This window comes from Corallococcus sp. AB030 (assembly GCF_003668965.1).
Taxonomy (GTDB): Bacteria; Myxococcota; Myxococcia; order Myxococcales; family Myxococcaceae; genus Corallococcus; species Corallococcus exiguus.
Window position 1 is genome coordinate 1 of record NZ_RAWQ01000222.1, and the last position, 16,940, is coordinate 16,940.

General features: G+C 68.1%; 18 protein-coding genes. 4 read left to right on the forward strand and 14 right to left on the reverse strand.

Going from position 1 to position 16,940, the window contains the following annotated elements:
• The 12 genes from dnaB to D7Y15_RS36285 all read right to left on the reverse strand — a co-directional run.
• Window positions 1-1,236 (reverse strand): replicative DNA helicase (gene dnaB, locus D7Y15_RS36230; protein ID WP_121755437.1); only part of this gene is annotated, 1,236 nt, incomplete at its 3' end.
• Window positions 1,237-1,393: 157 nt separating this feature from the next.
• Window positions 1,394-2,164, reverse strand: coding sequence for a LytTR family DNA-binding domain-containing protein (locus tag D7Y15_RS36235; RefSeq protein ID WP_121755438.1), 771 nt, complete (start codon window positions 2,162-2,164; stop codon window positions 1,394-1,396).
• Window positions 2,161-3,276 (reverse strand): sensor histidine kinase, encoded by a 1,116-nt coding sequence (locus D7Y15_RS36240; RefSeq protein WP_121755439.1) that lies wholly within the window; start codon window positions 3,274-3,276, stop codon window positions 2,161-2,163. Before D7Y15_RS36240 ends, D7Y15_RS36235 begins: the two co-directional genes overlap by 4 nt.
• Window positions 3,273-4,430, reverse strand: coding sequence for an acyltransferase (locus D7Y15_RS36245; protein WP_121755440.1), 1,158 nt, complete (start codon window positions 4,428-4,430; stop codon window positions 3,273-3,275). The genes D7Y15_RS36240 and D7Y15_RS36245 overlap by 4 nt, the downstream gene beginning before the upstream one ends.
• 195 nt (window positions 4,431-4,625) lie before the next feature.
• The gene (rplI, locus tag D7Y15_RS36250) at window positions 4,626-5,069 is read right to left on the reverse strand and encodes a 50S ribosomal protein L9 (protein ID WP_120579912.1); all 444 of its coding nucleotides are present in this window, start codon (window positions 5,067-5,069) and stop codon (window positions 4,626-4,628) included.
• 30 nt (window positions 5,070-5,099) lie between these two features.
• Window positions 5,100-5,507 carry a 30S ribosomal protein S18 gene (gene rpsR / locus D7Y15_RS36255; RefSeq protein ID WP_120524744.1) on the reverse strand — a complete coding sequence of 136 codons (408 nt, stop codon included), beginning with the start codon at window positions 5,505-5,507 and terminating at the stop codon, window positions 5,100-5,102.
• A gap of 48 nt (window positions 5,508-5,555) precedes the next feature.
• Window positions 5,556-6,032 carry a 30S ribosomal protein S6 gene (rpsF, locus tag D7Y15_RS36260; RefSeq protein WP_120579913.1) on the reverse strand — a complete coding sequence of 159 codons (477 nt, stop codon included), beginning with the start codon at window positions 6,030-6,032 and terminating at the stop codon, window positions 5,556-5,558.
• Between the two features lie 264 nt (window positions 6,033-6,296).
• Window positions 6,297-6,872, reverse strand: coding sequence for an aminoacyl-tRNA hydrolase (pth, locus tag D7Y15_RS36265; protein WP_120579914.1), 576 nt, complete (start codon window positions 6,870-6,872; stop codon window positions 6,297-6,299).
• Window positions 6,873-6,986: 114 nt separating this feature from the next.
• Window positions 6,987-7,685 carry a 50S ribosomal protein L25/general stress protein Ctc gene (locus D7Y15_RS36270; RefSeq protein ID WP_120579915.1) on the reverse strand — a complete coding sequence of 233 codons (699 nt, stop codon included), beginning with the start codon at window positions 7,683-7,685 and terminating at the stop codon, window positions 6,987-6,989.
• Window positions 7,686-7,891: 206 nt separating this feature from the next.
• Window positions 7,892-8,845 carry a ribose-phosphate pyrophosphokinase gene (locus D7Y15_RS36275; RefSeq protein ID WP_120579916.1) on the reverse strand — a complete coding sequence of 318 codons (954 nt, stop codon included), beginning with the start codon at window positions 8,843-8,845 and terminating at the stop codon, window positions 7,892-7,894.
• 42 nt (window positions 8,846-8,887) lie between these two features.
• Window positions 8,888-9,187, reverse strand: a complete 300-nt coding sequence (gene spoVG, locus D7Y15_RS36280; protein WP_014395244.1) for a septation regulator SpoVG — start codon at window positions 9,185-9,187, stop codon at window positions 8,888-8,890.
• A gap of 116 nt (window positions 9,188-9,303) precedes the next feature.
• Entirely contained in the window at window positions 9,304-9,675 is a 372-nt protein-coding gene (locus tag D7Y15_RS36285) for a DUF5658 family protein (protein ID WP_120579917.1), read from the reverse strand.
• A 195-nt stretch (window positions 9,676-9,870) separates the two neighbouring features.
• Here D7Y15_RS36285 and D7Y15_RS36290 point away from each other — a divergent pair, with 195 nt between their 5' ends.
• The 4 genes from D7Y15_RS36290 (at window position 9,871) to aqpZ (ending at window position 12,863) form a co-directional block, all read left to right on the forward strand.
• Window positions 9,871-10,470, forward strand: coding sequence for a thymidine kinase (locus D7Y15_RS36290; RefSeq protein ID WP_043321219.1), 600 nt, complete (start codon window positions 9,871-9,873; stop codon window positions 10,468-10,470).
• Between the two features lie 41 nt (window positions 10,471-10,511).
• Window positions 10,512-11,327: a uracil phosphoribosyltransferase gene (locus D7Y15_RS36295; RefSeq protein WP_120579918.1), complete on the forward strand. Its 816-nt coding sequence runs from the start codon at window positions 10,512-10,514 to the stop codon at window positions 11,325-11,327.
• Between the two features lie 12 nt (window positions 11,328-11,339).
• Complete coding sequence (gene hpt, locus D7Y15_RS36300) at window positions 11,340-11,876, forward strand: hypoxanthine phosphoribosyltransferase (RefSeq protein WP_120579919.1); 537 nt, start codon at window positions 11,340-11,342, stop codon at window positions 11,874-11,876.
• Window positions 11,877-12,038: 162 nt separating this feature from the next.
• Window positions 12,039-12,863 carry an aquaporin Z gene (gene aqpZ, locus D7Y15_RS36305; protein ID WP_121755441.1) on the forward strand — a complete coding sequence of 275 codons (825 nt, stop codon included), beginning with the start codon at window positions 12,039-12,041 and terminating at the stop codon, window positions 12,861-12,863.
• Between the two features lie 76 nt (window positions 12,864-12,939).
• Here aqpZ and D7Y15_RS36310 read toward each other — a convergent pair whose 3' ends face one another.
• Together D7Y15_RS36310 and D7Y15_RS36315 are read right to left on the reverse strand one after the other, a co-directional pair.
• Window positions 12,940-13,950 (reverse strand): ribonucleotide-diphosphate reductase subunit beta, encoded by a 1,011-nt coding sequence (locus tag D7Y15_RS36310; RefSeq protein WP_120579921.1) that lies wholly within the window; start codon window positions 13,948-13,950, stop codon window positions 12,940-12,942.
• Window positions 13,951-14,011: 61 nt separating this feature from the next.
• A complete protein-coding gene (locus tag D7Y15_RS36315; protein WP_171809648.1) occupies window positions 14,012-16,369 on the reverse strand; it encodes a ribonucleoside-diphosphate reductase subunit alpha in 2,358 nt (785 codons plus the stop codon).
• Window positions 16,370-16,940: the final 571 nt, after the last annotated feature.

A 16,940-nucleotide genomic window follows, 5' to 3' on the forward strand; every position in this document is an offset into this window, starting at 1 on the left:
TCCTCCACCCTCGCCGCCATCTTCTTCCGTCTCGCGGTGGATGAACATCACCACGTCGGCGTCCTGCTCGATGGAGCCGGACTCACGCAGGTCGGACAGCATGGGCTTGCCGCCCTTGCGCTCCTCCACCTTACGGCTGAGCTGGCTGAGCGCGATGATGGGCACCTCCAGCTCCTTGGCCAGCTGCTTGAGCGCGCGGGAGATTTCAGCGACTTCCAGCTGGCGGCTCTCCACCTTGCCCTTCTGGTGCATCAGCTGGAGGTAGTCGATGACGAGCAGCGACAGGCGCGGGTCCTTCTGCTTCACGCGCCGCGCCTTCGCGCGCAGGTCGAACGGGGACAGGCCGCCGGAGTCGTCGATGTAGATGGGGGCGTTGTAGAGCGCGCCCGCCATCTCCTGGAACTTCTCCTCGTCGTGCGGGGACAGCCGGCCGCCGCGCAGCTTCTTCATGTCCACGCGCGCCGTGGACGCGAGCAGACGCATGAGCAGCTGATCCGCGGGCATTTCCAGGCTGAAGATGCCGACGGCCTTGTTCTCCTTCAGCGCCGCGTGCACCGCGATGTTCATGGCGAAGGACGTCTTGCCCACGCCGGGACGCGCCGCGAGGATGATGAGCTCACCGGCGTGCAGGCCGGTCAGCTGATTGTCCAGGTCGATGTAGCCCGTGGACAGACCGGTCACGCCGGTGTTCGCGGTCTTCATCTTGTCCAGCAGGTCGAGCGTCTGCTCCATCAGCTCGCTGACCGGACGCAGGTCGCCTTCGCGCTTCTTCTCCGCGAGGAGGAAGACCTTGCGCTCGGCCTCGTCGAGCAGGACGTCCAGCTCGCCCGTCTCCTGGCTGGCGAGCTCTTGGATCTCCCGGCCCACGTTGGCCAGGCGCCGGCGCAGCGCCTGGTCCTTGACGATGTGGGCGTACTGGACGGCGTTGGCCGCCAGCGGGACGACCTGGTCCAGGCCCATCAGGTACGCGGGGCCGCCCACCGAGACGAGCTGGCCCAGGACCTTGAGCTCCTCCGCGAGCGTCAGGTGGTCCACCTGCTTGCTCTGCTGATCCAACCGCATCATCGCGGAGAAGATCTGCGCGTGCGAAGGGCTGGCGAAGTCGTCCGCGTGGACGACCTCCGCCACGGGCGTGATGAGCCCGTTGTCCGCCAGCACGGCGCCCAGCACCGCACGCTCCGCGGCGAGATCCTCGTGGACCCGCCGACCTTCCCTACCGTCCAGGACGTTCTGCATGGCTGCTTGGAACCTCTACAGGCAGCGTCTGACACGGTCCAGCGGACGTCCAGTTTCCTGCAACAGTCCTGTAGCAACCGGTAGGTCCGGGAGGGATGCCGCGACCCGCCGTGGCACCTCCGCCCGGCCTCCAGGTGAACCGACCCCGCGCGTCGGGCTATTCGGCGGCGCCCCACTGCTGGAGGAAGGCCTCCCGGTAGGTGCGACTGAGGATCACCGTGGAGCTGTCCTTGAGCACCAGGATGCCGTCCCCATGCGTCCACGGCTCCAGGCGGGCCACGGCCTCCAGGTTCACCAGGTCGCCGCGGTGCACGCGCACGAAGCGGGTGGGGTCCAGGCGCTCCTCCAGGGCCCGCAGCGTCTGGCGCACCAGGTGTTCGCCCTGGGCGGTGAAGAGCCGCACGTACTTGTCCTCCGACGACAGGCGCCACACGGTGTCCAGGCGCAGGGGCACCCAGCCCTCGCCCACCTTCACCACCAGCCGCTCCAGCGGGCGTTCCGGGCGGGCCTTCGCCACCGTGGCGAGCAGGGCGTCCATCGCGGCCGAGCCGCGCGTGCCCGCGCTCAGCAGCACATGGGCCTTGTCGAGCGCCCGGGTGAAGCGGCCCGCGTCATAGGGCTTGAGGAGGTAGTCCGCCGCGTGGGCCTCGAAGGCCTGGAGCGCGAAGCGCTCGTAGGCGGTGGAGAAGATGACCGCGGGGCAGGCGTCCGTCCCGAGCGTCTCCAGGACCTCGAAGCCGGTGAGGCCGGGCATCTGCACGTCCAGCACCACCAGGTCCGGCCGCAGCGACTCGATGCGCGCGAGCGCCTCCGTGCCGTCCGAGGCCTCGCCCACGCAGGTGAAGCGCGCGTCGTCCGCCAGCAGGCGCTTCACCTTCGCGCGCGCGGGCGCCTCGTCGTCCACCACCAGCACGCGGAACACCGTCATGCGACCTCCACCCGGGGCAGCCATACCGTCACGCGCGCGCCACCCTCCGGTCCCGCGCCGCGCTCCAGCCGTGCCCTGTCTCCGTGCAGCAGCGTGAGCACGCGCTCCAACTGCGTCAGCCCCACGCCAGGCCCGGCGGCAGGGGAGGGAGCCCCGAAGCCGCGCCCGGTGTCCTCCACCTCCAGCGCCCAGCGGTCCGTTTCAGCACGCGCGCGGATGCGCACCTCCAGCGCGCCGCGCAGGTCCTGGTTGTGCTTCACCGCGTTCTCCACCAGCGTCTGCAACGCGAAGCAGGGCACGCGTTGGGTCTCCAGGCCCGGCGCCACGTCCCAGCGCACGTCCAACCGGTCGCCGAAGCGCGCCGCGAGCAATGCGACGAAGCGCTCGGTGTGCCCGCGCTCCTCGGCCAGCGTCCAGGTGGGCTCGGTGCGCTCCAGGCTCGCGCGCAGGAGCTGCCCCAGGTCGCTCAAGAGCCGGTCCGTGCGCGGCAGGTCCTCGTACATCACCGACCCGATGGTGTGCAGCGCGTTGAAGAGGAAGTGCGGGTGCAGCTGGCCCGTGAGCGACTGGAGTTGCGCGGCCCGCAGCTCGCCCTCCAGCTCCGCCGAGCGCAGCGCCCGGGCCTGCCGCTGTCGCCACTCGTACAGGAGCGAGATGACCGCGCAGCCCAGGCCGTAGGTAATCAGGTCCTTCTGCGCCTCCATGGGGAGCGCGTACACGGGAGGCCCCAGGTCGTAGTCCCCCAGCTCCAGCAGCGCGTAGATGCCATGCCGCAGCCCCGCCATCAGCGCGATGTGCAGCGACGTGAAGAGGCTGAATGCCGCCGCGTGGATGCCCAGGAAGCGCGTCCAGCCCACGCGAGGGGCCGGCGCGTTGAGCACCGCCGTCATCAGGACGGGGAGCAGCAGCGTGACGGCGAGCGCGCTGGTCATCTCCCAGATGAACGCCGGCGCCCAATGGCCCGGATGCGGCCGCATCAGCTGCATCAGCCGCACCGCGCTGCCCTGCCACACGCCCAGGGCCAGCCCGAACGCCAGGACCTTCAGCGCCGGACGCAAGCGCAGCCGGGGCCAGCGCCACCGCGTGGATGGAACGTCCTCCCAGGCCCTCACCCCACGGCCTCTTGCGCCAGGACGGCCGGACGCGCGGCGCGGGGCTTCATGCCGAAGAGCGGCCGGAGCCAGGCCACGCGGGACACGCCTTCACACAGCGCCAGCGTGACGGCGAAGGACAGCGTGAGCACCGCGAGGAGCATGGCCCAGGGCCCCACTGGCAGGCGCAGGCACAGGTAGCCCACGCAGAGGATGACCGTCTGGTGGAAGATGTAGAACGGATACGACAGCGCCTGCGCGTGCGAAAGCCACGCGGGGGCCGTGCGCACGTGGTGCCGCGCCCAGGCCATCGCCGTCAGCAGCCCGCTCCAGATGAGCACCGTGCCCCCCATGATGGCGGGCACCACCGGCATCACCGGCCACGGCCACACCAGCTCCACCACGAGCGCCGCCAACGCCACGGCTAGCAGCACGTGGCGCAGCGCCACCAGCCGGCCCCACACACCCGGGCAGCGGCCCAGCAGGTGGCCATAGAGGAACAGCAGTCCGTAGTGAATGATCGTGCGCGGATCATCCAGCAGCGCGTGCGTCTCCGGGAAGTCGCGCAGCAGCACCCGGTTGAGCGCCAGCGGCACCACGAGCCACAGCACGTTCACCCCACGCGACACCCACGCATCCGCCCACGCGAGGAACCGCCCCCCGGCCTGCGTGCGCAGCGCCGCGAAGAGGGGCAGGGCCAGGAGGCAGTAGACGAACAGGTAGGCCACGAACCACAGATGGTGCCAGCTGAAGCTGCCCGCGGGGTAGGGCACGAAGTCGAACACCGTCGGGTAGAACGCGGCGTAGCTCCCCTGGATGCGGCCCTGGAACAGCCGCTCCACGTAGATCTGCGGCGGCACCACCACGAACATGCCGAACACCAGCGGCAACAACAGCCGCTTCGTCCGGTCCTTCGTGAACGCCCTCAAGGAGCGCCGCCGGAGCGCGAACGCGGTGCCCGCGCCGGAGATGACCATCAGCAGCGGCATGCGCACCAGGTGCAGCACCCCCATGACAGGCTCCAGCAGCGGCAGCGCCTGGGGGCTCTTGATGTGCCACTCCCAGGTGTTGAACATCATCCCGGTGTGGAACAGGTGCAGCACCACGATGGCCAGCACCCGGAGCCAGTCCAGGTCGGGGTGGTGCGCGGCGGCGGGGCGGATTGGGGCGCTCACGTGGCGGAGACCTCCAGGCGGTGTCCGCCGCTGAAGTACCCACGCCTGGGGCCCTGCATCCACGCGGATGCCGTGAAACGGACCGCCAGCGGCGCGAGCCGGACGGCCTCCGCCCCGGAGACGCGAAAAGGGCCGCCCGGTTGCCCGGACGGCCCTTCCCTTGAAGCGATGGAGCGCTTCAGGTGATGCGGTGGACTACTCGGCCACCACGTCGACCTTGATCTTCGCCGTCACCTCGCGGTGCAGGCGGAGCTCCACTTCGTAGTTGCCCAGCGACTTGATGGGCTCGGCCAGGTGCAACTGGCGGCGATCCACCTGCTGGCCCTGGGCCGCGAGCGCCTCGGCGATGTCCAGCACCGTGACGGAGCCGAACAGCTTGTCCTGCTCGCCCACCTTGCGCTTGATGGTGACCTTGACGCTGCCCAGCTTCTTGGCCTGCTCGTCGGCAGCGCCCTTCAGCTTGGCATTGCGCGCCGTGTGCACGGCCTTCTCGTGCTCCAGCTGACGCAGGTTCTGCTCGCTCGCCAGGACCGCCTTCTTGCGCGGCAGCAGGAAGTTACGGCCGAAGCCGTCCTTCACCGTGACGAGCTCGCCGGACTTGCCGAGGTTGTCGATGTCCTCACGCAGAATGACCTTCATGTTTCTGTCTCCTGTGTTGCGGACCGGCGACTAGCCGACCACCGCGTTGTAGGGGAGGAGCGCGATGCCGCGGGCGCGCTTGATGGCCACCGCCACCTCACGCTGGTGCTTCGCGCAGTTGCCGGAGATGCGGCGGGGGATGATCTTGCCGCGCTCGGTGACGAAGTACTTCAGCGTCGCCTGGTCCTTGAAGTCCACCGACGCGTTCTTCTCCGCGCAGAACCGGCAGACCTTCTTGCGGCCGAAGCCGCGGCCACCGCGCTTGTCGTCGTCGCCGCCCATGCCGCCGCGGTCGCCGCGATCACCACCACGGTCGCGGTCACCGCCGCGATCGCCACCACGGTCGCCACCGCGCGAACCGCCGCCGTAGCCGCCGCCACCGCCACCGGGGCCGCGGGAAGCGCCCGCGCCCTGCTTGCTATCCATGCCGTTGCTCATGAACGTTCTCGTTTCCTGGAAGGTTGGGTGAAGGTCCCGTCAGAGGCGTTACGCCTCCTCCGTGGACTCCTCTTCCGAATCGCCACCCGCGAACTCAGGCGTCTCGCTGCGGAAGCCACCCTCGCGCTCGACGGGAGCGCCCGGACGGGTCTCCTCGACGTCGCCGGCCAGCTTGAGGTCCTCGAGCACCGGACGGGACTCGGGATCCACCTCGTCCGCGATCTTCACGGAGATGTAGCGCGTGACGTCGTCGATGTTGCGCAGGTTGCGCTCGATCTCCGCCACCAGCTTGCCGTCACCCAGGAAGCTCGTGTGGACGTAGATGGCGCGGGGCTGCTTGGCCACGGGGAACAGGGTCTTCTTCTTCCCCCACACCGTGAAGCGGAGGACCTTGCCGCCCTCACGCGAAACGATGGTGCGGACGCGCTCCTTGAGCTTGTCCACGTTGTCGTCGGTCACGTCCGGCTTGACCAGGAAGATGGTCTCGTACTCACGAAGCCGCTTGGCGGCCTGCGTCTCTGCCATGTTTCTCTCCCCTTGGGGTCGAGTGCCCCCCGGACCATCCGGGGAGCGGGGAAACGGCCGGAGGCCCTCGAAGGCCACCACCGGGGACGGGAAATCCTCTCGCGCGCCCGTCACCATCGCGCCTTGGCCCGTGCGTGAACACGGGAAGCTTTGAAAGAACATCCACCGGAAAGCGTGGGACGCACTCCGGGGGAAGGGGCTTCTAAGAGGACCCCTCCTGGAAAGTCAAGGGGAGCCAGGGGGGCAACCAGCCGGCCCCGCGCTTCAGGCCTTGCGGTTGTGGCGGTTCATCGCCGTGGAGAGCCCGTCGCGCACCCAGCTCTCCGCCATGTCCGCCGCCTTCCCGACGAGCTCCTCCAACTGGCGGCGCTCGCCGTCGTCGAAGTTGGACAGGACGTAGCCCGCCACGCGCTCCTTGGCGTTGGGGCCCTCCGGCTTGCCAATGCCCACCCGTACGCGGATGAAGGCGTCCTCGCCCAGGCACTGCACCATGCTCTTGAGCCCGTTGTGCCCGCCCGCGCCGCCGCCCGCCTTGAGCTGCAGCCGCCCGAAGGGCAGGTCCAGCTCGTCGTGCACCACGAGCACGTCCTGCACTTCGACCTTGTAGAAGCGCGCGGCCTCCGCCACGGAGCGGCCGGACAGGTTCATGTACGTCTGCGGCTCCACGAAGAGGATGCGCTCGCCGCCCAGGCTCCCCTGGCCCACCCGCGCCTGGAACTTGTCCTGGGTGAGCTCCGCGCGGGCGCGCGACAGGAGCGCGTCCACCACCATGAACCCGACGTTGTGGCGGTGGCGCTCGTACTCGCGCCCGGGGTTGCCCAGCCCGCAGATGAGCTTCATGGAAGGCTCCAGAGGAGGGTGGGGACCTTGAAGGGCCTACACCCGGAAAAAGACAGCGGGGCAGGCCCTGGAAGAGGCCCGCCCCGCGAGGAGATACCGAACGGCGGAAGAGGACTACTTCTTCGCCGCGGCCTTGGCCGGGGCCTTGGCCGCGGCCGCCGCGGGGGCCTTCGCGTCGCCCGCCTTCGCGTCCGCCGCCTTGCCCGCCGCCGGGGCAGCAGCCGCCGCGGCCGCCGGAGCCGCCTCCGCCGCTTCCGGCGCGGCGAGGACCGCGATGGTGTAGTTGACGTGCGTCTTCACGGACACGCCCTCGGGGAGCTTCACGTCGTTCACGTGGATGGCTTCCGCGATCTGCAGATTGCTGACGTCCACTTCAATCTGGAGCGGGATGGCGCCGGGGAGCGCCCAGACCTCCAGGTTGCGGCGGATCTGCGTGAGCAGACCGCCCTCCGCCACGCCCGGGGCCTTGCCGGTGAGCACGACGGGGAGGTTCACCTTGACCTGCTCCTTCTCGCTCACGGCGATGAAGTCCGCGTGCAGGATGTCGCGGGTGAGCGGATCCATCTGGTAGTCCTTCAGCAGGACCTGCTGCTCATTGCCGGCCAGCTTCAGCTGGATGAGCGTGTTCAGCTTGTGCGGGGTGTTGATGGCCGTGCGGATGGCCTTGGGGTCCACGGAGATGTGCAGCGGCGCCTTCAGGTGCTTGCCGTAGACGACGGCGGGAACCTGGCCGGACGCACGCAGGCGGCGGGCAATGCCCTTGCCGGAACCTTCACGGGCCTGCGCTTCGAGGGTGCTCTTGTCGGTGGCCATGGAAATCTCTCTTTATCGGTGGGTACCGCGGTGTTCACCGGCGTCTGGGCGCCCTCGGCATCCCACCCCCATGGTGGGCCCCGAAGACGGCGCCCGGGCCGTTGTGACGGGCCCATGGAACCGGTGGAGGGGGCCGGACATGCCAGCCCCCGGGGTCCTTCGTCAAGCCGCCCGGACTCCAGGCGGCTCTCAAGCTCGGACGGACTTCAGACGAACAGCGAGCTCAGCGAGTCCGCGCGGTGGATGCGCGCGATGGCTTCCCCGAAGAGGGCGTCCGTCTGCAGGGCGCGGATCTTCGGGCACGCCTTGGCGTTGGCCGCGAGCGGCACCGTGTCCGTGAAGACGACCTCCTCCAGGACGGAGTCGGTGATGCGCTGGATGGCGGGGCCGGACAGGATGGGGTGCACCGCGTACGCGAGCACCCGGCGCGCGCCCTTGTCCTTCAGCGCGAGGGCCGCCTGGGCGAGCGTGCCCGCGGTGTCCACCATGTCGTCTACCAGGATGGCGTCCTTGCCGTTCACGTCGCCAATGAGGTTCATCACCTCCGAGGCGTTGGGGCGCGGGCGGCGCTTGTCGATGATGGCCAGCCCCGTGTTCAGCCGCTTGGAGTAGGCGCGCGCGCGCTCCACGCCGCCGGCGTCCGGGCTGACGATGACCAGCTCGCTCGACTCCGTGAAGCGCTTGCGGATGTCCTCCAGGAACACCGGCGAGCCGTAGAGATGATCCGAGGGCATGTTGAAGAAGCCCTGGATCTGCCCGGCGTGCATGTCCATGGACACCACCCGGTTGACGCCCGCGACCTCCAGCATGTCCGCCACCAGCTTGGCGGTGATGGGCGTGCGGGCCGCCACCTTCCGGTCCTGTCGCGCGTACCCGTAGTACGGCATCACGGCGGTGATGGAGCCGGCGCTCGCCCGCTTGAGGGCGTCGCACATGATCAGCAGCTCCATCAGGTGGTGATTCGTCGGCGGACAGGTGGACTGGACGATGAACACGTCCTGTCCTCGCACGTTCTCGCCGATCTCGACGTGGATCTCCCCGTCGGAGAACGTGTCCACCACCGCGTTGCCCAGGGGCCGCTGGAGGTATTCGCAGATGCGCTGCGCCAACGCCGGGTTCGAGTTCCCGGCGAACACCTTGAAGTCACGCGACGGCTGCATGGGGGCGCTGACTAACCCGTGCGCGCCCCGAATGGAAGTTCGTTAGTCGAGTTCAGCCGCCACGGGACCGAGCGTCCCGTTCTGCGCCTGGTGAAGGTGTTTCTCGTACTCGATGAGGATGACCCGCTCCATCTGGCTTCGCGTGTCCGCGTTCAACGGATGGGCGATGTCCTTGTAGGTCCCGTCCTTCCGTTTTTTCGCGGGCATCGCGATGAAGAGCCCGGTGGAGCCGTGGATCACCTTCAGGTCGCGCACGACGAAGCAGTGATCCAGGGTGATGGTGACGTACGCCTTGAGCTTGTCCTCTTCGACCGGAAACACCCGGACGTCGGTGATGTTCATGGTCCCCCCCCGAACCTGGAAGGCCGGAGCTACGGGGAAGCCTGGGACAGACTGAAGGTGAAAAGCAAGCACCCCCTACCTGTCGCGCTGGGGACCGTTCACTGGGCCTCCAGCCGTCATGCCCCGAAGGGCCAATGACTCACCAGGTGGGCGAGGAAGGCCAGGTGGTAGACCACGATGATGGCGTAGACGATGGCGCCCGCGCGGATGGCGAGGCGGCTGGCCTTGAGCCGGCGGTGCAGGCACAGCAGGCACAGCCCCGCGTTCACGATGAGCAGCTTGGAGAACATGAAGAGCAGCGGTGACTGCTCGTACGCCACGCGCATCACCGGGTTGAGCTCCTCCGCCACCCCCAGCTGCAGGAAGAGCAGGGTGAACAGCCCGTCCAACAGGTTCAGCATGAGCAGCGCCACCGACGCCGGTGACGTGTAGAAAGAAGCCTGCTGCGCCCAACTCCCCGCCTGCACCTCGTTCGCCGTCGCCGCCACGCCCCACCCCCAAGGTTCCCGTCCTGCTACCTGGAGCCAGGGCTATTCAAATCCCTTGCCAGGGCTTCCGGGACTTCATGGGAAGCAGCCGGGCAGGCGGCGGAGGCGGGGGCTTGCCGGCCTGGAAACGAAATTGACGGGAAGGGATGGGTCGCGGAGATTCGCCCCGCCCAGCCACACCGAGACGAGTGCCCATTGCATCAATTCCCCAAAGATATCGGGTGGATAGAGGTCATCTGCGGATCGATGTTCTCCGGCAAGACGGAGGAGTTGATCCGTCGCGTCAAGCGCGCGCTGTACGGCCGGCAGAAGGTGCGCGTGTTCAAGCCGCGCATCGACACCCGCTACGACGACACGCAGGTGGTCAGCCACAGCCAGTTGAAATTGACGTCCCTGCCTATCGAAAGGGCTGAAGAAATTTTCCGGCACCTGTCCCCCGACACGCAGGTGGTGGGCATCGACGAGGTGCAGTTCCTGGGCGGAGAAGTGGTGCAGGTGTGCGAGGCGCTCGCCCAACGGGGCATGCGCGTCATCTGCGCGGGCCTGGACCAGGACTACCAGGGGCGCCCCTTCGAGCCGATGCCGCAGCTGATGGCGGTGGCGGAGTACGTGACGAAGGAGCTGGCCATCTGCGCGGTGTGCGGGAACCCGGCCAACCGTTCGCAGCGCATCATTGGCAGCGAGGAGCGGGTGGTGGTGGGCGCGGCGGGTGCCTACGAGCCGCGCTGCCGCAAGTGTCACGTGGCGGAACCCGCGGAGGCGAGCCCTCCGCAGACGCTGAAGCTGTTCGACTGAAAGCCTCAATCCGCCTGTCACCGGCGCGGGAGCCCCATCCGATGCGCGACACTCTCTACGCGAACGTGCCGTTCAAGTTGAACGAGATGGCCCACCACTATGGTCCCAGCGTCCACCTGGTGGGAAATCCGTTTCTCCTCTCCCAACTGGCCACGCTGTGCGCCAAGGGCACGCTGCAGCCGCAGATCAACCGGCTGGTGGAGCAGCTCTACGCGGACCTGGTGAAGACGGTCATCAACGCGGAGTTCCCGCGCAAGATGGTGACCATTCCCACCCGCATGATCGACTCCACGCCCCTGGGCATCTACCAGGGCGAGGTGGTGGACCCGCAGCTGCGCGTGGTGACGGTGAACATCGCGCGGGCGGGCACGCTGCCGTCGCAGGTGACGTATGACCTGCTCAACTTCACGGTGGATCCGTCCCTGGTGCGCCAGGACCACATCATCATGAGCCGGATGATCGACGCGGCCCAGGCGGTGGTGGGTTCGGAGATTGGCGGCGCGAAGATTGGCGGGGACGTGGATGACGCGTTCGTGCTGTTCCCGGACCCCATGGGGGCCACGGGCGGCAGCCTGGCCACGGCCATCCAGCTGTACAAGACGAGGGTGCCCGGGAAGGCCCGGCGCATCATCACGCTCAACCTCATCGTCACGCCGGAGTACCTGCGCCGGATGACGACGGAGCACCCGGACGTCATCATCTACGCGCTCCGTCTGGACCGCGGCCTGTCCCCGCCGGAGGTGTTCGGCACCGCGCCGGGCCTGCTCTGGGAGAAGGAGCGGGGCCTGGATGACCGTCAGTACATCGTCCCCGGCGGCGGCGGCTTCGGGGAGATCATGAACAACGCCTACGTGTAGAGGGAGCACCCGGTGACGACGTTCCACGAGAAGGATGTCGGCGTCCTCATCTCCGAGGAGGCCGTGCAGGCGCGCGTGAAGGAGCTGGGCGCGCAGATTACCCGCGACTACGAGGGCAAGGAGCTGACGCTCATCTGCGTGCTCAAGGGCTCCGCGTTCTTCGCCATCGACCTGGCGCGCGCCATTGACTTGCCGCTGACGCTCGAGTTCCTGGGCGTGTCCAGCTACCACGGCGGTACGGAGTCCACGGGCGAGGTGCGCATCACCACGGACGTGTCCAAGCCGATGGCGGGCAAGCACCTGCTCATCATCGAGGACATCATCGACACGGGGCTCACCATGAGCTTCCTCCTGGAGAACCTCCGGGCGCGGCACCCGGCGTCGGTGAAGATCTGCTCGCTGCTGGAGAAGCCCGCGCGGGCCAAGGCGAAGGTGGAAATCGACTACAAGGGCTTCGTCATCGAGGACAAGTTCGTCGTCGGGTACGGCCTGGACTACGGCGAGAAGTACCGGAACCTGCCGTTCATCGGCATCTGGAAGCACGTCTGAGAAACGCCTGATGGGCTCGGGTGCCCCTCCCTTCGGGGTGGGGGCCTCGGGACTGCGAGGGCCTTGTCCATGCGCCGCACGGCGGCCGTGTGCAGGGCCCTCACGCGTTGTGGGGCGCACGCATGCACAGCCTCTCCTCTGGACCCCTGAGGAGGCTTGAACATGCGAGACGGAAACGTGAGGGCCGCCCGGACGGCCCCCACCAATGGCGACGCGATGCAGAAGTACCTGGCGGAAGCGGTGGGCACCTTCGTGCTGGTGCTCGGAGGCGTTGGGGCGGCGGTGCTGGCGGGCGACCGCATCGGCTTCCTGGGCGTGGCCTTCGCCTTCGGGCTGTCGCTGCTGGCCATGGTGTACACGATTGGCCCCATCTCCGGCTGCCACGTGAACCCGGCCGTGACGGTGGGCCTGATGATGGCGGGCAAGTTCGACAAGCGGCACCTGGCTGGCTACGTCATCGCGCAGTGCGTGGGCGCCATCCTCGCCGCGGGCGTGGTGCTGCTCATCGCGAAGGGCGCGCCGGGCGGGTACTCCGCGGGTGCGGAGGGGCTGGGCAGCAACGGCTACGGGGTGGCGTCGCCGGAGGGCTACGGCGGCGGGGCGGCCTTCATCGCGGAGGTGGTGCTCACCTTCCTGCTGGTGCTGACGGTGCTGGGGGCCACGGACTCGCGGGCGCCGGTGGGCTTCGCGGGCGTGGCCATTGGCCTGGTGCTGACGCTCATCCACCTGGTGGGCATCCCCATCACCAACACGTCGGTGAACCCGGCGCGCAGCCTGGGCCCGGCGCTGTTCGCCGGAGGCGACGCCCTGCGCCAGCTGTGGATGTTCATCATCGCGCCGCTGTTGGGGGCTGCCTTCGCGTCCGCAGTGTACCGGCTGGTGAACCGCCCGGCGGTGCAGATTACGGCCGCGCGCGCGGAGCAGGCGACGGACGAGGAGCGCCGGGAGCGCGTGGCGGGCCCGCGCGACGTGGAGCACCCCGTCTAAAGAGGGTTGGAAGCACGAAGGCCGTGCCTCGCTTCGTCGCGGGGCACGGCCTTTGTGTGTGAAGCAGGGGAGAGGCCTAGAAGGCGGCGTCGAAGACGACGTCGTTGGCGGCGCCCACGCCCACGGCGACCTGGTAGGACGACACGCGGCGCTCGAAGAAGTTGGTGAGCTCCTGCACGTCCTGCAGGTCCATGAAGTGCAGCGGGTTCTTGGTGTGGAAGACGGGGGCGATGCCCAGCATCTGCAGGCGCTGGTCGGCCACGTACTCCAGGTAGCCGCGCATCTCCTGTACGGAGAGGCCCATCACGCCGCCGCTCAGCAGGTCCTGGGCGAACTGCGTCTCGCACTCCACCGCGTCGCGCATCATCTGCACGACGTCCTTCTCCATGCCCGCGTCGAAGAGGTCCGGCTCCTCCTTGCGCGCGGTCTTGATGGCCTCGAAGGCGAAGGTCATGTGGGCGGACTCGTCGCGGAACACCCAGTTGGTGCCCGCGGCCAGACCGTTCAGCAGCCCCTTGCTGCGCAGGAAGTACACGTAGGCGAAGGCCGCGAAGAAGAAGAGTCCTTCAATGCAGCCCGCGAAGCAGATGAGGTTCAAGAGGAACTGGCGGCGGTCCGACTTGGAACGGACCTGATCCAGCGCCTGGATGCTGTCCATCCACTTCATGCAGAAGCGCGCCTTGCGCTGGATGGACGGGATGTTGTCCACCGCCGCGAAGGCCTTGGCGCGCTCCGCCGGGTCCGGCACGTAGCTGTCCAGCAGCGTCAGGTAGAACTGGACGTGCAGGGCCTCTTCATAGAGCTGGCGCGACAGGTACATGCGCGCTTCGGGCGCGTTCAGGTGCTTGTAGAGGTTGAGCACCAGGTTGTTGCCGACGATGGAGTCGCCCGTGGCGAAGAAGGCCACCAGCCGGTGGATGAGGTGACGCTCCGCGTCCGTCATCTTCGAGCGCAGGTCCACCAGGTCCGTGGAGAAGTCGATCTCCTCCACCGTCCAGGTGTTCTTGATGGCGTTGCGGTACATCTCGAAGAAGACGGGATACGCCATGGGGCGCAGCGTCAGGTTCATTCCCGGATCGAGCAGCATTGCTTCGGTACTCCCTTACTCACACGACGACAGGGGACAGCAGGGTGGGGACCGCCAGGGACTACTGGCAGGCCTCGCACGCCTCGGGGTTCTCCAGCGAGCACGCCACCGCTTCCGCCTCCGCCGTCACCACCTGCGGCGCGGGCGTGGGGGCGGCCGTCATCGTCGGGCCGCCCTGGCCCACGGTGGCCTTGGCGATGCGGGTCGCCGGGCGCGAGCGCATGTAATACGTGGTCTTCAGCCCCTTCTGCCACGCGTAGAAGTACATCGAGGACAGCTTCCCGATGTTGGGCGTCTCCACGAAGAGGTTGAGCGACTGGCTCTGGTCGATGAAGGCGCCGCGGTCCGCGCCCATGTCCAGCAGCGCGCGCATGGGGAGCTCCCACGCGGTGCGGTAGATGGCGCGCAGCGCCTCCGGCAGCTCCGTGAGGTCCTGCACGCTGCCTTCGGCCAGCTTGATGCGGTTGCGGGTGCTCTCGTTCCAGAGGCCCAGTTGCTGCAGGTCGCGCACCAGGTAGCGGTTCACCTGGAGGAAGTCACCGGACAGCGTCTCCCGCTTGAAGAGGTTGGACACCTGCGGCTCGATGCACTCGTAGCAGCCGGCGATGGACGCGATGGTGGCCGTGGGCGCGATGGCGATCATCAGCGAGTTGCGCAGGCCCACCTTCATGATGCGCGAGCGCAGCGCGTCCCAGCGCAGCGTGTCCTCCGGGACGATGCCCCAGCTGTCGAACTGGAGCTCGCCCTTGGCCGCGCGCGTCTCCGGGAAGGACGGGTGCGCGCCGAACTGCTCCGCCAGGTCGGAGGAGGTGACGAGCGCCGCGTAGTAGATCTCCTCCGAAATCTTCTTGGACAGGTTGCGCGCCTCCACGGAGTCGAAGGGCAGGCGCAGCTGGAAGAAGACGTCCTGGAGGCCCATCAGGCCCAGGCCCACCGGGCGCCAGCGGCGGTTGGAGTCCGCGGCGGTGGGGATGGGGTAGTAGTTGAGGTCGATGACGCGGTCCAACTGCTTGAGCGCGAGCATCGCGTTGGAGCGCAGCTGGTCGAAGTCGAACTTCCCGTCCTTCACCATGCGGCCCAGGTTGAGCGAGCCCAGGTTGCACACCGCCGTCTCACCCTGGCTCGTGACCTCCAGGATTTCGGTGCACAGGTTGGACAGGTGGATGACGTTGCCCGGCTGGCCCGTCTGGTTGCTCTTGCGGTTGCAGATGTCCTTGAAGGTCATCCAGCCGTTGCCCGTCTGGGCCAGCACCTTCATCATCCGGGCGTACAGGTCGCGCGCCTTCACCTTGCGCACGGCGTGGCCCTGCGCTTCGGCCTCCGCGTAGGCCTTCTCGAAGGCCTCGCCGAAGAGGTCGGTGAGGTGGGGCGTCGTCTTCGGGTCGAAGAGGCTCCACTCCTGGTCGGCCTCCACGCGGCGCATGAAGAGGTCCGGCACCCAGTTGGCCAGGTTCAGGTTGTGCGCGCGGCGGGCCTCGTCACCGGTGTTGTCGCGCAGCTCGAGGAAGTCCTCGATGTCCGCGTGCCACGTCTCCAGGTACACGCAGCACGCGCCCTTGCGCTTGCCGCCCTGGTTCACCGCCGCCACGGACGCGTCCAGCGTCTTGAGCCACGGGACGATGCCGTTGGAGTGGCCGTTGGTGGACTTGATGAGCGAGCCGCGCGCGCGCACGCGGTGGTACGCCACGCCGATGCCGCCGCTGAACTTCGACAGCATCGCGATGTCCGAATACTTCTTGTAGATGGCGTCCAGCTCGTCCGCCGGCGAGTCCAGGAGGAAGCAGCTGGAGAGCTGCTCGTGGCGCGTGCCGGAGTTGAACAGGGTGGGGGAGCTGGGCAGGTACTCCAGCGAGCTGAACAGGCGGTAGAGCTCGATGGCCTCGCGCGCGTTGTCGCCGGACAGGGAGCACGCCACGCGGAGGAAGAAGTCCTGCGGCGTCTCAATCACTTCGCGCGTCTGCGGGTTCTTGAGCAGGTAGCGGTCGTAGACGGTGCGCAGGCCGAAGTACTCGAACAGGTCGTTGCGGACCGGGTCGATGGCGGCGTTGAGCTTGCGCGCGTTGGCCTGGACGAAGGTGAGCAGGCGGTCCGCGATGAGGCCGTGCTTGTGGCCGGCGGCGACGGACTGGCTGAAGGACTGGATGTCCTGGTTGCTGACCTCCTTCTGCATGAAGGTGGAGAGCAGGCGCGCGGAGAGCCGGGCGTACTCGGGCTCCTCCACGATGAGCGCCGCGGCGGTCTGGATGGACAGGCTGTCCAGCTCCCGCGTGGTGGCGCCGTCATACAGGCCGCTGATGGTCTTGGTGGCCACGCGCATCACGTCCACGCGCGACAGGCCCACGCACGACTTGCCCACCGCGCGGACGATCTTGTTGAGGTCCACCGGCTCCGCCGTGCCGTTGCGCTTCTTCACCCGCATGGTGGTGGTGAAGTCGCCGGTGGCCGACGGGGCTTGCGTGGCGGGCGCCACGGCGGCGGAGTCGGGGGGTGGCGAGGCGACGGCGTTCGGCTTGAAAGGCGTCTGGACGGTCAAGGGCGTCTCACTTCCGGGCAAGGCAATGGCGTAGCCAGCAGGGCGGACTGCCCCGTAGATGACGGCTTCAGAGATAGGAGGGCGGGACTGCTTCTTCCGATCAGGACCCGATGGCCTTGAAACAGGAGGCCGACATGTAGCTATTTGTCGGACAGAAGCAGGCGTCGCGCAAGAAAACCACACTGCCTCCAGAGCTCAAGAGCAGCCGGCCGGAACCCCGGCCCGCCGCTCGGCGGCCCACAAGCTATGGGGGGGCATCCAGTGTGTCAACGCTAGATCCAGTAGGCGGCTGCCGGGTCAGTGGGATCGCGGCTTGCAATCTATGATCACACACGAGGGCCGATTTCGACGTCGGATGCAGGACATTTCTGGGTCCCAACGGAGCATGCCAGCCGCGTCTTTTTCATGGGGTCACCCAACCCCTGGAGATCAGGGCTGGGGGCCCGCGTCGGGGGTT

Coding starts and splice junctions, on each gene's coding strand:
- D7Y15_RS36235 (WP_121755438.1), bottom strand. CDS start 2,164: ATGACGGTGTTCCGCGTGCTGGTGGTGGACGACGAGGCGCCCGCGCGC.
- rplI (WP_120579912.1), bottom strand. CDS start 5,069: ATGAAGGTCATTCTGCGTGAGGACATCGACAACCTCGGCAAGTCCGGC.
- rpsR (WP_120524744.1), bottom strand. CDS start 5,507: ATGAGCAACGGCATGGATAGCAAGCAGGGCGCGGGCGCTTCCCGCGGC.
- rpsF (WP_120579913.1), bottom strand. CDS start 6,032: ATGGCAGAGACGCAGGCCGCCAAGCGGCTTCGTGAGTACGAGACCATC.
- pth (WP_120579914.1), bottom strand. CDS start 6,872: ATGAAGCTCATCTGCGGGCTGGGCAACCCCGGGCGCGAGTACGAGCGC.
- D7Y15_RS36270 (WP_120579915.1), bottom strand. CDS start 7,685: ATGGCCACCGACAAGAGCACCCTCGAAGCGCAGGCCCGTGAAGGTTCC.
- D7Y15_RS36275 (WP_120579916.1), bottom strand. CDS start 8,845: ATGCAGCCGTCGCGTGACTTCAAGGTGTTCGCCGGGAACTCGAACCCG.
- spoVG (WP_014395244.1), bottom strand. CDS start 9,187: ATGAACATCACCGACGTCCGGGTGTTTCCGGTCGAAGAGGACAAGCTC.
- D7Y15_RS36295 (WP_120579918.1), top strand. CDS start 10,512: ATGCGCGACACTCTCTACGCGAACGTGCCGTTCAAGTTGAACGAGATG.
- aqpZ (WP_121755441.1), top strand. CDS start 12,039: ATGCGAGACGGAAACGTGAGGGCCGCCCGGACGGCCCCCACCAATGGC.
- D7Y15_RS36310 (WP_120579921.1), bottom strand. CDS start 13,950: ATGCTGCTCGATCCGGGAATGAACCTGACGCTGCGCCCCATGGCGTAT.
- D7Y15_RS36315 (WP_171809648.1), bottom strand. CDS start 16,369: ATGCGGGTGAAGAAGCGCAACGGCACGGCGGAGCCGGTGGACCTCAAC.